Annotated in this window: 17 protein-coding genes and 2 pseudogenes; 14 read left to right on the forward strand and 5 right to left on the reverse strand. The window is 39.0% G+C overall.

Annotated elements, in window-relative coordinates; translation table 11 throughout:
* Positions 1-3 precede the first annotated feature (3 nt).
* The 3 genes from AC1TO8_RS21250 to AC1TO8_RS21260 all read left to right on the forward strand — a co-directional run bounded on the left by AC1TO8_RS21250 (position 4) and on the right by AC1TO8_RS21260 (position 2,338).
* Positions 4-399, forward strand: a complete 396-nt coding sequence (locus AC1TO8_RS21250) for a 3-hydroxyacyl-ACP dehydratase FabZ family protein (protein WP_482057663.1) — start codon at positions 4-6, stop codon at positions 397-399.
* Positions 400-774: 375 nt separating this feature from the next.
* On the forward strand, positions 775-1,563 hold the full coding sequence (locus AC1TO8_RS21255) for a sugar phosphate isomerase/epimerase family protein (RefSeq protein ID WP_482057610.1): 789 nt from the start codon (positions 775-777) through the stop codon (positions 1,561-1,563).
* A gap of 319 nt (positions 1,564-1,882) precedes the next feature.
* Entirely contained in the window at positions 1,883-2,338 is a 456-nt protein-coding gene (locus AC1TO8_RS21260) for a hypothetical protein (RefSeq protein ID WP_482057611.1), read from the forward strand.
* Between the two features lie 369 nt (positions 2,339-2,707).
* On the opposite strand, the pseudogene AC1TO8_RS21265 reads toward AC1TO8_RS21260, so the two are convergent.
* From AC1TO8_RS21265 to lpxC, 4 genes and pseudogenes are all read right to left on the reverse strand, one after another.
* A pseudogene (locus AC1TO8_RS21265) lies at positions 2,708-3,020 on the reverse strand (transposase); the annotation flags it as partial.
* A gap of 575 nt (positions 3,021-3,595) precedes the next feature.
* Positions 3,596-4,378: an acyl-ACP--UDP-N-acetylglucosamine O-acyltransferase gene (gene lpxA / locus AC1TO8_RS21270; RefSeq protein WP_482057612.1), complete on the reverse strand. Its 783-nt coding sequence runs from the start codon at positions 4,376-4,378 to the stop codon at positions 3,596-3,598.
* A gap of 16 nt (positions 4,379-4,394) precedes the next feature.
* Positions 4,395-5,408 (reverse strand): UDP-3-O-(3-hydroxymyristoyl)glucosamine N-acyltransferase, encoded by a 1,014-nt coding sequence (lpxD, locus tag AC1TO8_RS21275; protein ID WP_482057613.1) that lies wholly within the window; start codon positions 5,406-5,408, stop codon positions 4,395-4,397.
* A 23-nt stretch (positions 5,409-5,431) separates the two neighbouring features.
* A complete protein-coding gene (lpxC, locus tag AC1TO8_RS21280) occupies positions 5,432-6,265 on the reverse strand; it encodes a UDP-3-O-acyl-N-acetylglucosamine deacetylase (RefSeq protein WP_482057614.1) in 834 nt (277 codons plus the stop codon).
* Between the two features lie 134 nt (positions 6,266-6,399).
* Between lpxC and AC1TO8_RS21285 the strand changes: the two genes are divergently transcribed.
* A complete protein-coding gene (locus AC1TO8_RS21285) occupies positions 6,400-6,558 on the forward strand; it encodes a methyltransferase domain-containing protein (RefSeq protein ID WP_482057664.1) in 159 nt (52 codons plus the stop codon).
* Between the two features lie 560 nt (positions 6,559-7,118).
* On the opposite strand, the pseudogene AC1TO8_RS21290 reads toward AC1TO8_RS21285, so the two are convergent.
* Positions 7,119-7,304: pseudogene (locus AC1TO8_RS21290) on the reverse strand (transposase); the annotation flags it as partial.
* Here AC1TO8_RS21290 and AC1TO8_RS21295 point away from each other — a divergent pair.
* The 10 genes from AC1TO8_RS21295 to AC1TO8_RS21340 all read left to right on the forward strand — a co-directional run bounded on the left by AC1TO8_RS21295 (position 7,298) and on the right by AC1TO8_RS21340 (position 13,252).
* Positions 7,298-7,840 (forward strand): class I SAM-dependent methyltransferase, encoded by a 543-nt coding sequence (locus tag AC1TO8_RS21295; protein ID WP_482057665.1) that lies wholly within the window; start codon positions 7,298-7,300, stop codon positions 7,838-7,840. The pseudogene AC1TO8_RS21290 and the gene AC1TO8_RS21295 overlap by 7 nt on opposite strands.
* 256 nt (positions 7,841-8,096) lie before the next feature.
* Positions 8,097-8,456 carry an avidin-fold protein gene (locus AC1TO8_RS21300; RefSeq protein WP_482057615.1) on the forward strand — a complete coding sequence of 120 codons (360 nt, stop codon included), beginning with the start codon at positions 8,097-8,099 and terminating at the stop codon, positions 8,454-8,456.
* A 231-nt stretch (positions 8,457-8,687) separates the two neighbouring features.
* Positions 8,688-8,924, forward strand: coding sequence for a GNAT family N-acetyltransferase (locus AC1TO8_RS21305; protein WP_482057616.1), 237 nt, complete (start codon positions 8,688-8,690; stop codon positions 8,922-8,924).
* A gap of 182 nt (positions 8,925-9,106) precedes the next feature.
* Entirely contained in the window at positions 9,107-9,664 is a 558-nt protein-coding gene (locus AC1TO8_RS21310; protein WP_482057666.1) for a DEAD/DEAH box helicase family protein, read from the forward strand.
* A 129-nt stretch (positions 9,665-9,793) separates the two neighbouring features.
* Entirely contained in the window at positions 9,794-10,114 is a 321-nt protein-coding gene (locus AC1TO8_RS21315) for an undecaprenyl diphosphate synthase family protein (protein WP_482057667.1), read from the forward strand.
* Positions 10,017-10,391, forward strand: a complete 375-nt coding sequence (locus AC1TO8_RS21320; protein ID WP_482057673.1) for a hypothetical protein — start codon at positions 10,017-10,019, stop codon at positions 10,389-10,391. Before AC1TO8_RS21315 ends, AC1TO8_RS21320 begins: the two co-directional genes overlap by 98 nt.
* A 17-nt stretch (positions 10,392-10,408) precedes the next feature.
* Positions 10,409-10,951, forward strand: a complete 543-nt coding sequence (locus tag AC1TO8_RS21325) for a hypothetical protein (RefSeq protein WP_482057617.1) — start codon at positions 10,409-10,411, stop codon at positions 10,949-10,951.
* A 132-nt stretch (positions 10,952-11,083) separates the two neighbouring features.
* Entirely contained in the window at positions 11,084-11,344 is a 261-nt protein-coding gene (locus AC1TO8_RS21330) for a DUF1572 family protein (protein ID WP_482057618.1), read from the forward strand.
* Between the two features lie 404 nt (positions 11,345-11,748).
* Positions 11,749-12,210, forward strand: coding sequence for a hypothetical protein (locus AC1TO8_RS21335; protein ID WP_482057619.1), 462 nt, complete (start codon positions 11,749-11,751; stop codon positions 12,208-12,210).
* A 22-nt stretch (positions 12,211-12,232) separates the two neighbouring features.
* Positions 12,233-13,252 carry an AraC family transcriptional regulator gene (locus AC1TO8_RS21340; RefSeq protein ID WP_482057620.1) on the forward strand — a complete coding sequence of 340 codons (1,020 nt, stop codon included), beginning with the start codon at positions 12,233-12,235 and terminating at the stop codon, positions 13,250-13,252.
* Positions 13,253-13,321 lie beyond the last annotated feature (69 nt).

A 13,321-nucleotide genomic window follows, 5' to 3' on the forward strand; every position in this document is an offset into this window, starting at 1 on the left:
GATATTCAAAGCGTAATTCCACATCAATATCCATTTCTAATGATTGATCGAATTTTAGAAATAGAACAAGGGAAATGGGCTAAAGGATATAAGAATGTAACCTACAACGAATGGTTTATAGCTAAACCAAATAATTGTATGCCAAGTATGATGATAGTGGAGGCGTTAGCGCAATTAGGAGCATTTGCAACAACTAATAGAGGGAATAGTTTGGGATTCCTTTCATCATTGAACGGTATCGAAGTTTTAGGTAATGCTTATCCAGGCGATAGAATTGAATTATATTATCAAGTTGTAAAGAACAGAAGGGGTTTTGTATTGGGTAAAGGAGAGGCGACTGTTGGAAATCAAGTAATTGTTAGAGCAGAAGAGATTATGATATATATACAAGCCCCATAATGAATCGGTAAAGATCAAATATTTTGTATGCATGTTCAGTAGGGCAATAACATCCGATAACACAGCATTTCTACTGCGGGCATTCGCCCTTGATCGCTAAGAAGAATCACAAAGAAGCGTAGTCAGGCGATACATTCAACCAGCTAAATCTGACGACCCGGACCTACGGTCCTTAAGCCGTTTGGACGTCGGTAATGCGCCAACGTTATAAGAAATCAGCGCAAAAGCAAATAATCAAAAGCGATTTTTTCTTAGTAAATTAAACAAACAGGCAGGGTATCTATAAATAAAGGTAATCACAGAAATAAGTAAGTATGGAAGGTTTACGGATGGCACACCAATAAAGCTATGATGTGAAAAGAAAGGAAGAGGCTTATGATTACCATATATGATTGGTTTGGCTATCCATTGCCGAATAAGGAACGTTTCACGTTAATAAGAGAAGCCGGATTCGATGGCGTTTTATTATGGTGGAGTGATGAATTTGGTCGTGATTGCTTCGGTAGGAACGATTACCGCAACGGGCCGCAAATGGCGCAGGAAGCTGGTCTGTTTATCGAAAATATCCACGCGCCCGTCCAATACGAAAATAACCTCTGGGATGACAATCTGGACGGTGAAGCCGCAGCGGATTGCTATTTACAATGTATTGCAGATTGCGCTGAATATGAAATTCCGACAATGGTGATGCACCTCCCCCACGAAGACCACTCCTATAACGCATTGGGACTGGATCGAATCAAGAGAATCACTGAAAAAGCTGAACGGCTTGGTGTCAATGTCGCACTAGAGAATGTAAAGAACCTTCCCAATCTGGCATATGTGATGGAACAAGTGGATTCCCTGCGTATCGGACTCTGTTATGACTGCGGGCACCACTATCACTTTTATCCAAACGAAGATTTATTGTCCATGTACGGTTCTAGGCTGATGGCACTGCATTTCCATGATAATAACGGCAGTCATGCCCAGCACGGGTTGCCCTTTGACGGTACGACGGATTGGTCTGCAACCATGAGGAAAATTGCGGAAACAGGTTATTCGGGCGCGACTGCAATAGAGGCCATGAGTTGGGAATACAAGGAATTATCGGCGGAAACATTTTTACATAAGGCGTTTGAGCGAGCAAAAAGGCTGGAAGCATTAAAACTCTATAATCCATGAAAACGGAAAAAAGATGCAACAATCTTTGATCATCACTCGAGTTTTTGAGTAATTGGAGGGGCATATTTCCGTGTTGTCACTCTTGTTGCGACTAACGGGAAACGATAGTTGAATTATGGATGCATTTCGAAGAAGGCGCTGACATCTTACAACACTTTGAACAAAGTATCTACGCTGCGGACCGTTCGGCCCTTGGTCTGCAAGAGGCGATTCAGTGGAGTGATTTCTGCAGACAACCCTGCGAGGCTAAGTCCGTCGGACTCGGTCGCATTGCTCCCTTAAGCCTCTCAGGTTCGTAGATACGAGAACGTTATAAGAAATGAGTGCAGAATTTATGAAAAGGGGTTTAACTCTGATGATATTAAAACCTAAAGAGAATTTACTATTATTAATTATATCCATTATCATCTTACTGTATTTAATGTTTTTCTTAGTCCCTTATGCAGAAGATCATGGTTTTTTTAATGAAAGTCTAATAGCTGAGGGCAGGGAGAAATTAATATATAGTTTACTTAGTATTCCAATTCTGATTCTATACAGTATATACGCAATAATAAGTTTCAAAAAGATAACATTTTTGAAGAGTATCATATATCCGTTGTTAATAATAGTTGGATATTTAGGCTTGTTTATGTGCTTAGTTCGTGAAGGTGGAGCAGTACTATGGTTAATGGTTTTGACAATTATTATTCCAATAGTATTAATACCGTTAAGTATAGTAATTGGAATAAGAAAGGATATAGATTATTTCAGAAGAAATAAAGAAAAAACATAGGATTTGAAAAAAACTAAAAATAACTATGTATTCAATATTCAAAGAAGGCACTCACATCTTATAACACTTTGGATTGGTTGCGCAGTTGCCCGGAAAAAGGATCTTCATATGCACTATATGAAGGCCTTCAAAATCGTGATCATATGAGCAGAAAGGTTACTCGGCAATTGCGCAAATCCGTGTTGAACGATGCCGCAAATATTCGCTAGCCTATGGGTTTTGTTATTTACTTCCTTCTCTTAATGTAGCACAATATAAGAGAATTCACTTTCGAAATTCTAAGGTCAGCGTGTTCATTTACGGATATATACATACCTCCCCCCCTCCCCAGATCAGGCATCGTAGAAAAAAGTATGCTATTAATCGCGCTTACCCACCGCCCGGATTTAACGTCAATATCTGACACCAAGTTCCTCCACAGGATGGACAAAGCGAAATGTCTACACCGGTTAAATTGAAAATAAGTTCCTTCGCCGTCAACTTTACTTTTGGTTTAATCGGCGTACGAGTCAGACGTAAACACTTCAGTAGTTTGGTTTTTCGATTGGCGTTGCTGAGAAAGCCATAATACCTAATTTTCGTAAAACCCAGAAGGTAGCACATGCATCATGAATCTTCGCATAAATTCCATGTCATCCAGAGTCATAGGCTTCACTTTGCCATCATCTTTGTAATCTCGGAAATGGGTAGGACTGAATAGCATGGGTCAGATGTAGATACAAGGAAGTCGTTTGAATATCTACATGTCCAAGAAGTTCCTTGATTTACAAAACACTGGTACCCGAATAGAAGCGTTTCATTTGCGCCAAATAAGTCTTTTGAGTACTTTTGGCAAAGCCCCGTAACTCCATTGAAAATGTCATAGATTGAATCAAATCTTGCATAAATAAAAAGCCTTCCTACTTCATAAGGTGATAAAGGAAGGTTTAGAAATTGGTAGTGAGAGATTGTAAGATTTGAAAAGCTACCGCATAGCGGTTTTAGTTCAACATCACACTTTTGCGTCGTTGCTGGCGCTCCTTGGTTGCCAAAATGGATATCAGAGAAGACTACAACACCAAGAGGGCATTTATGAGGCGGAAGTCTCTCAACGATCCTATCAGAAGCGACGTGAATCCTTAACACCTGTGGGGAAATGGACAATTGAACTAGCCAAGCAAGTCGAGGAAAGGCTAAGACAGACGTGGTCCCAATACGCTTGGCGTTTTTTATGTACTCTCAATTAAATCTTAAAGTTGTTCGATTTCCCAATGCGAATTATTTCGAACCCCTCATTCTTGCGATACCACGTTCGGACTTGTTTAAGAAAGCCAATGTATGCTCCTTAAACACGGATTGAGGCAAGTTATGAATCGCTTCGATTGCTTGAGCGAGTGGTAATTTTTTTCGGAACAAAAGGGTATTGATTCGTTTTATAGTTGTGATATCATCTTTAGTCATGCCGTTTCGTTTCAATCCAACAAGGTTAATGCCATATATGTTGGCACGATAACCACTGGCGATCGAGTAGGGTACAATGTCTAGATTGATAAAAGATGCAGCTCCAATCATTGAAAATCCACCAAGCTTACAGAACTGGTGAATAATAGCGGAACCACCGATGGTAACATTATCTTCAATTTCAACATGACCTGCAATTTGTACATTACCTGAAATGGTAGATTGGTTACCTATTACTACATCATGCCCGATGTGGACAATGCTCATAATCCAATTGTCGTCTCCAATTCGTGTCATACTGCCACCTTTTACTGTTCCTTTGCCAATTGTTGTGTATTCTCTTACGATGTTGTTGTTCCCGATGGTAAGATACGTCTCTTGCCCTTTGTGGGTTCGATCTATCGGCATAGAACCAATGACGGCCCCTTGGAAAATATGGTTTTTTTCGCCGATTGTTGTGTGGGAGCCAATTAGAACATGACTTTCAATTTTGCATCCGCCCCCGATTCTGACATTCTCCTCAATGATACTAAATGGACCGATAGTGACATTTTCTCCGATTATAGCTGTTGGATGAATGATGGCAGTAGAATGAATCATATTTATTCCTCCTCATTTAAAAATGTGTCTTTGTAATGTCTTCTAATTTCTTATTGAATTCCTTCAGTATTTTCGGAAGTCTCGCAAGCGTTGCATATTCCTTCAATTGTTCTTTATGAGGACGTGCAAAATTGCCAGATACAAATGATTTTTCCGGCAAGTCCTTAGCTACGCCTGCTTTTGCCAAAACGACGGAATGATCGCCAATGGAGACATTGTTCGAGATAGTGCATCCGCCTGCCAAAAGGACGTGGTTTCCAATTGTTGATGAACCTGCAATCGCACATGTGGACACTACGATGCAGTGTTCGCCGATTTGTACGTTGTGCCCGATTAGGACCATATTGCCAATTTTGGTTCCCTTTTTGATTATGGTGGAATCGATTGTACCGCGATCGATTGTTGTATTGGGACCAATTTCAACGTCATCCCAAATGACGACGTTTCCTATATGAGGAAATTTCACATGTTTTTCTCCATCCCATTCATAACCGAATCCATCGGAACCGATGACGGAACAAGATTGGATGATGACGTTGTCACCAATTAACGTGTCCTTTAAAATGGTTACATTGGGGTGGATTAAACAATTTTTACCGATAGTCACATTTTCGCCAATAAACGAATTTGAACCGATGATGCTGTTATCGCCAATAGAAACGCCTTCTTTCACGACGGCGCCATCATCTATCTGCGTACAGCTACCGACTTTCAATGACAAATCAATCGTACTTGACGAGATTTTACCATTGCCTTTCCTTTCGTCTTGAAATGTCATTATTAAATGAATGAAAGCAAGTCTGGGATTCTTAACTTTGATGACTGGAATGCTATATTCACGAGTGTCTTCGGGGACAATCAATGCGGAAGCTTTGCAAGTAGCCAGTTGACCCATATTCTTTTCTGTTACGTAGGCAATTTGACCATCCTTGGCGTTCAACAAAGAGGCGATACTATGTATGACCACGTCTTCATCACCAACTAAAAATCCATTCAATTTCTGAGCGATTTCTTTTAAGTTGTATTCCATGTTTAATCTCCCTTTAGTTATGATTAATAAATATTGTTCAAAATCTCCTGTGCCAAAAGATTATTTAGGTGATGGGAAGTTCGTTCGCCTTCAATTTTCGCTAAAAAAGGTGGAAGCAAAGCCAAGTCCCCCATAACGTCTAAAAGCTTATGACGTGCGAATTCATCTGGGTAACGTAAACTAGGTGTGATCTTTCCTCTACCAATTAGCACGGCGTTTTCCAGAGATGCACCTTTAATCAGTCCTTTGCTTTTGAGGTAGTCAATCTCTTTTTCGTAACCAAATGTACGTGCGGCTGCAATATTGTTTAGAAAATCATGAGTGCCAACATTAAAAATAGCTTCCTGATCCGTAAGGAATGAAAGGTTGTGTTCGTTTTTGAAACCGATTGAATAGGATATCCCATCAAAGGGAGATGCTTCTAGAAACGACAACCCTACTTCAACTCTAATGGTCTTTTTCAAGCGAAGAAATTTTTTTTCAACTTGTTGTTCTGAAAGGCCAACTTCACTTATTTTCGATGTAATAACGAAAGCGCTTCCATCAAGAACCGGTATTTCTTCACCGTTGACGTCAATGATGACATTGTCGACGTCCATACCTCGAAGGGCAGACATTACATGTTCGACCATAGAAACTGAATAGTCATTATGATTTTTAAGCTGAGTGCAACGTTCAGTGTTTGAAACGTTCTCAACCGTGGCTTTAATTACTTCAAAAGGTGTTACATCTGTTCTCCTGAATACGATGCCACTGTTCGGTGGTGCGGGATGAAAAGTCATACATGTTGTAATCCCTCTGTGGAGCGTGATGCCCTCCAGTTCAAAATCACTTGCAATTGTTCGTTGATTTACCATATAAACACCCTTTCATTCATTTTTTATATTATAAACTAGTTTCGTATTTTTTTGTAAAAAAAGTACTCTAAGGAAATTCCTTTCAAAGAATGGCATGGTTTTTGTATTTAATTTTTTCAGTTTTTATATACAACATGATATGCAAGGAATCATTTGATGCTGTTCTCTCAATAGGTACCTTATTTATGATTGAAGAAAGAGAATCGGCATTTAAAGAGATTATTCGAGTCACACGAAAAGAAGGTTATATAGGCATAGGGGATTATGTGTACTCAAAATCCTATACCAATTGAATTGGAACAGTATGAATTTTTTGGAAGCTACAAGAAATGGCTTCGGAGTGTTAAATGGAACTCCAATTTGTTTCAACAACACGGGCTGACAATAGAAGAAAACTATTATTTTGAGATATCCCTAGTAGGCTTAATGTTAGCAGCCTTTTGAACTAACGGGTTACGATAGTTTAACAGTATAAGGAGAGTTCATAGATAACTCGAAGAAGGCGCTGACATCACATAACACTTTGGATTGGTTGCGCAGTTGCCCGAAAAAGGGACCTTCATAAGCACGGCATGAAGGTCCTCAAAATGGTGAGCATATGAGCAGGAAGGCTACGCGGCAATTGCGCAAATCCATGTTGAACGATGCCGCGAATATTTGCTAGCCTATGGGTTTTGTTATTTACTTCCTTCTCTTAATGTAGCACAATAATAAGAGATTGCACTTTTAAACTTCTAAGGTCAACCCGTTCATTCACGGATGAATACATACCTTTCCCCTCCCCAGATCAGGCATCGTAGAAAGAAGCATGCTATTCATCGCGCTTATCCACACCGGTTAATTTGAAAATGAGTTCCTTCGCCATCAGCCGATTGTTGTAAATCGCCATTTTGTGTGTATATCGACTTAAATATTTGACGGCATGAAAGGAATTCTTGAAAGGCTTTTTAGAATAGACGACCCAATCCGGTTCATAGAGTGCATCTACGAGCGCGAGAAAAGAGGATTCTTCTGCGTAGGGCAGAGTAGTAGATTCAAAGTTGGAAGCTCAATGAATTAAACCGATTTATTTCCTATTTCAGTAACATAGTTGGTTTAAAACTCCTTGATATTGGTGCAGGTTCCGGTCAACATAGTCAGTTTTTAAAGTCAAATGGTTTCGATGTGCTTAGTATTGATATGAGTCCAGAAATGATCAAATCATGTCTCAACAGAGGGTTAAAGGCTCAAGTGATGGATTTTTACTCGTTGAAGTTAGAAGAGGCCTCGTTTGATGCAATTTGGTCAATGAACGCATTACTTCATGTTCCTAAGAGAAGGTTGGATATTGTTTTAAATAATATTAAGACTGTATTGAAGCCAGGTGGAATTTTTTACTTAGGTTTGTATGGTGGTTATGATAGCGAAGGGATTTGGGAGGAAGATCCATATAAACCTAACCGTTTTTTCTCATTTTATAAAAATGAAGATATAGAAATGAAAGTTAAAGACTATTTTGATGTAATGAATTTTGAAGTGGTTCCAATGGTTGGTATGAACACAGACTTTCAATCATTCGTTTTGAGAAAGAGATAAATTCTAATAGTTAATTCAAAAAAGTCATCAACATCAGCTAACAATGTGTTTACGTTTCAGGGGACAAGCCCCCTAGATCCCGAAAGTTAAAACGAGGAAGTAATTGCCGGGATACATCCACACCACCTAACCACATCCCGGCCGCTCATTCCGTTCGCTTAAGTTGGTGGGACGTCGTGAACACGGAAACGTTAGGCGGAACTCTCAGAAAACAGGATAAAATCAATAAAATACTATAGAATACAGAGGAGTTTTTATGAATCCAGTAAATTACAATAGGAAGATCTTCAAGACAGTCAAGAACACTGAAAATGGTGAAGTAAATCAAGAAACAATTTTTCATTACTATCAAGAAGAAGATACAGTGTGGGCAGAATACTCAGGAGGCGGGGTAATAAAGGGACATTTAGTTGCAGTAGTAGATAAAGATGGATGCTTAGATATGAGGTATCACCACATTAATGAAAACAATAATATAATGACAGGTATTTGTAAATCAAAACCAGAATTTTTAGATGATGGTAGATTAAGAATCATTGAAGAATGGGAATGGACATGCAAAGATAGATCTAAAGGATATTCAGTAATAGAAGAAATAAAACATTATAATAACTAGTGATTTGAAGTTAATTCAGTGGAGCCGAGAGCATCACATAAACCAACAGAGCATTCCTACATCGTCGCTAAGAGGATTCTCAGAGAAGTAGATTCAGGCGACACATTTAACCAGCTAAGTCTGACGACCCGTTCCCTTTGCTAACTTAAGCCGCTTGAACGTCACAAATGTGCGAACGTTAGACGAAAGTTCTGCAAGTGCTTCATATCATACAGTACTGGGAGGCAATATATGTTCAGTCAAATTATTAGTGATGATCTTCAATTAATAATCCTTGAAAAGCGTCATGCTGAAGAACATCAAGGGAATGGAATAATGACAAGAGCATGTAAAGCAATTATTAATTATGTATTTAGCGACTTGTCTCTTAATAGAGTTGAGATAAGGGCAGCTGAACAAAATTTAAAGAGCAGGGCAATTCCAGAAAGACTTCATTTTAGTAACGAAGGATTAGTAAGACAAGCATAATGGCTTAACGATCGTTTTATAGATCATGTTATTTATGGGATGTTGAAAGAGGATTGGAAATAAATTAAATCGTGATCATATGAGCAGGAAAGCTACACGACGGCTTAAGCCGTTCGGATGTCAGGAATGCGCAATGTTATAAGAAAGCAGCGCAATACATATTAAAACCTGGAGTGATAATGATGAAGTTCATTTTACTGTTTGGACCACAAGCCGTCGGCAAGATGACGGTTGGGCATGAGCTAACGAAAATAACTGATTTAAAATTATTTCATAATCACATGTCAATTGAATTATTTCATCCGTTTTTCGGATTTGGTAGTGAAACATGGAGGTTAGCTAATCTCTTACGAAGGGAATTTTTCGAATCTTTTGCTAAAAGTGATCAATATGGACTGATTTTCACTTATGTATGGGGATTTGATCTTCAAGGAGATTGGGACTTTGTGGAACAGATTTGTGAAATATTTGAATCAAAAGGCGCGCAGGTTTATTTTGTAGAACTAGAAGCAGATATCGAAGAAAGATTAAAACGCAACGTAACTCCTTATAGGTTGGATCAAAAGCCGACAAAAAGAAATATTGAGCAATCTGAACAGGATTTAATAAGGATCATGGAAAAGCACAGGTTGAACTCAAACCCAGGTGAAATTTTAAAAGAAAATTATTTTAGAATTAATAATACAAGTTGTAGTGCAGTGGAAGTCTCAATACTTATCAAAGAAAAGTTTCAATTGTAAGTTCTTTATGAAAGTTATCAGAAATCATATGCAGTAATATGGAGGCGACTCAAGATGTTGTTTAAAAAAACTAAAACTAACTCTGAACAGGAGTTGAATTATATTGTGCCTGACCATATTGCAATTATGATGGATGGCAATGGGAGGTGGGCCAAGAAGAGAGGATTACCAAGAACTTCAGGTCATTATGCAGGAATGACGACAATGCGTGAGATTATTCGGAATTGTCATCAACTGAGAATTAAATATCTCACACTGTACGCATTTTCCACAGAAAATTGGACTAGACCCGAAGAAGAAGTAAATTATTTGATAAATCTACCGAAGCTCTTTTTTCAAGGCGAAATACTTGATGAACTCAAAAGAGAGAATATTCAAATTCGATATTATTGTAGCTGTATCAGCCTTAGAGCATGTAAGTTCGGAAAGCGCATTGGAAAGAAAGCTTAATGAAATGACTTTTGGAACCAAAAAGAATGGAGCCAACTGCATAATAATAGGATCAAATATACAAGAAGTAAATCTCGAGGATGGACTAGAGTTAGATCCGATGTTTGAAGTGAACATAACTACAGAAAGAATGTTGGAATTATTAGATCATCAGTATGCTACATGGGAAATTCAAAAGAGATTTGTAAAACAATTGGAATATGACATTGACAGGAATGGAAAATCCGTAAAATTAACAACTGATTGTATAACTTTTGTAGCCAAAAATATTATATAAGCTAAAGGAAGATACCAATGACATATACTATGTACCATTACTTTGAGACTAATGTTGGACCGTTCAGAAATCTCTCAAAGCTTTTGATGGATGATGCAATAGAAATATCCAAACAAATAAGAGAAGTGGGAGAAATATTTGCAAGTCAAAGAGCGGATGACTATTTAATTGTGAGGAGAGATCTTGAACACCTTGCACGGGAAGCATTCATTAGTAAGGGGGGAAAGCCCATAAATAAATTTCCTCATTATATGACTTTAGGATCCTGTGATTGGCTTGCTACATGGTATAAAGACCCCGGGGAAATAACAATTGATTGGAATGATTTTTCTCAAGAAGTAATTAGTTTTACATATGGGGACTTGTTTCCCACAATGAGGTATCAAGATGAGAAGTCTTATCGTAAACAAGTGTATACAAAGAATGAAATAGTAGAAATAATCAAAGAGTTCGGTATGCCTCAAGTATGGAATAAGAATGGTGACAAGGGACCAGAAAGATATATTGAAGTGCAAATATGGGATGAAGAGGTGATAAAGAGGTTTTGTAAGTTGGACTGAGAGTCGAAGGCATCTTATAACAATGCATTTATGCCCTGTCGCTGCTTCTGAATTAACGGTAATAAACAATGAAAATGTTGTATTCATATTGCATGGAGAACATATGATTTGTAATATTCGATAAATAAAGGGGTGTGCAAATGGACTCTTCAGACAATTGAACAGCTATCAGAAGAAGATATTTCATGGTCTCCGAACTTGGAGAGTAACAGTATTGCGAATCTTGTTGCACATATTCGAGGTTGTGCTCACTCACGAATCGAAACGATCCTTTTTAATATTCCTGATACAAGGGGCAGGGATAAGGAATTTGAACGTGGGCTTATAATGACCAGAGATCAAGCTTATAACATGACAAAGGAAACATTCGATATAATCATTCAATATCTATAGCACCTCAACTCAAATCCGAAATTGTTATTATCTCAACCTTTTATCAATCGTCCACCTCTTTCATATAGTCAAGTAAATAATGAGACAACTGCTCTTAACCTAATGATAGCGATGGTTAGAGAAATTCATTATCACACAGGGCAAATAATATATGCAGCAAAAATAAGGAAGGGACAGATTGAATGGCAGTACGATTAATATTAACGTGCTTGATTATTCTAAGGTTGAAGTCCGTCGTGAGGCTTTTGAACGTTACAGGAAATCAGCGAACATCATAGAAACCCTCTAAAGACAAACATATATTCATAGATGCTTTTCAGCTAATAAAAATACTCCTGATTCATCGCAGCCACTCTTCGGTCGCAATGAGAGGGATCGACTAAGGAGCGATTGAATTGTTGCATATGATTAGTTTAATCATCCCGATTGGTGTGTTATTGCCGAATCTATTATTCTTCGGAATACCACCTAGAAATTCACCTGCTAATATTGAGGTTAAAGAAAGTCTGATTTTAAAGATAGCTGAAGGGCTTGGGAGAGTTGGGGTATTGGTATTACCCATATTTTCCTCAATACACAATGATCAAAGTTATGAAGTTTTATCATTCATTGGAATGATCATTTTTCTACTGTTATATTATATTGGATGGATACGATATTTTGTAAGGGATAGGGAATATAGATTACTTTTCTCACCAATGATTGGAATTCCAGTACCTTTAGCTATTACTCCGATCCTATATTTTCTTAGTGCTTCGATAGTTTTACATTCACCTTTATTATTTCTTAGTAGTTTGATATTTGCCATTGGACATATTCCGAATAGCCTAATCACATACCATCACATTAATAATGACAATATTTAAAGGATAAAGGAGGTCCATATGTATGAAGTCTAATACCTCGGACCGCATTAAAATGCCGTCAGGATTTTGGGCAGGATTAAATCAATTAGGGATTTCCGCCCACGACGTAGCTCGTAAAGCACTACTGCCGCTCACGATTATTACTGAACCAGTAATCACCACCGCCCAATATTTCGCGATATGGCAGGCTTATTCTGATCTCATGGGTGACACTGCCCAAGGAATGATCAAGCTTGCGACCGCTTTTGAAACATCGAAGTATCCACCGACCGTCTTAGCGACTTACCACGCTCGTGACTACCGCGACGCTCTAAACCGAATGGCTCGGTACAAACAACAGTGCCCCCCCGAAAGCTTACGTATCACGGAGGAGGGCGAGCACTGTACAATCGAACTAGAATGGCAGTGTACCGAACAATCGGGTCCTTCGATACTAGTTGGGATTACGCTGGCTTTTCTATTGGAGCTTGGGCGCCGGGGGACAGGTCAACCTTTGGTGGCGCAGTCCGTCGAATTTACTCACTCAATGGGCGATGTACAGGTCCTTGAAGCTTACTTCGGCTGCCGTATCCAGATGGGCGCAACATGTAACCGATTGACGCTACATCGAAGGGATCTAGACCGCCCCTTTGTCTCGTACAATGAAGAGTTGCTGGAGATCCTGACTCCCGTTCTGGACCGATCATTGGATGACCAGCAGCCTAGCCGCTCAATTACCGAGATGACCAAATGGATCATGAAACGTAGTCTCACGGGAGGACGTCCCGACATTCAGGCTGTCGCGAAGGAGTTGGGTATGAGCGATCGTACCCTGCAGCGCCGGCTTACTGACGATAACACGAGCTTCAGACATCTGTTGACACAAGCTAGACATGAGCAGGCCCGTAAGTACTTGGCAGATCCCACACTCGATATTAAAGAAGTGGCTTTCTTAATTGGATATGAAGACCAGAACTCGTTCTACCGCGCCTTCCGCCTGTGGGAAGGTGATACTCCTTCCAATTGGCGTGCTGAACATTTAGATACAATCTCGATGTACTGATTTTTTTCATTTGGCGTGTTAAACAAGAACCTTGGCACAGTATGCTAGTTACTGAACAATCCAGATAAG

Source organism: Paenibacillus sp. Y859 (genome assembly GCF_056786405.1).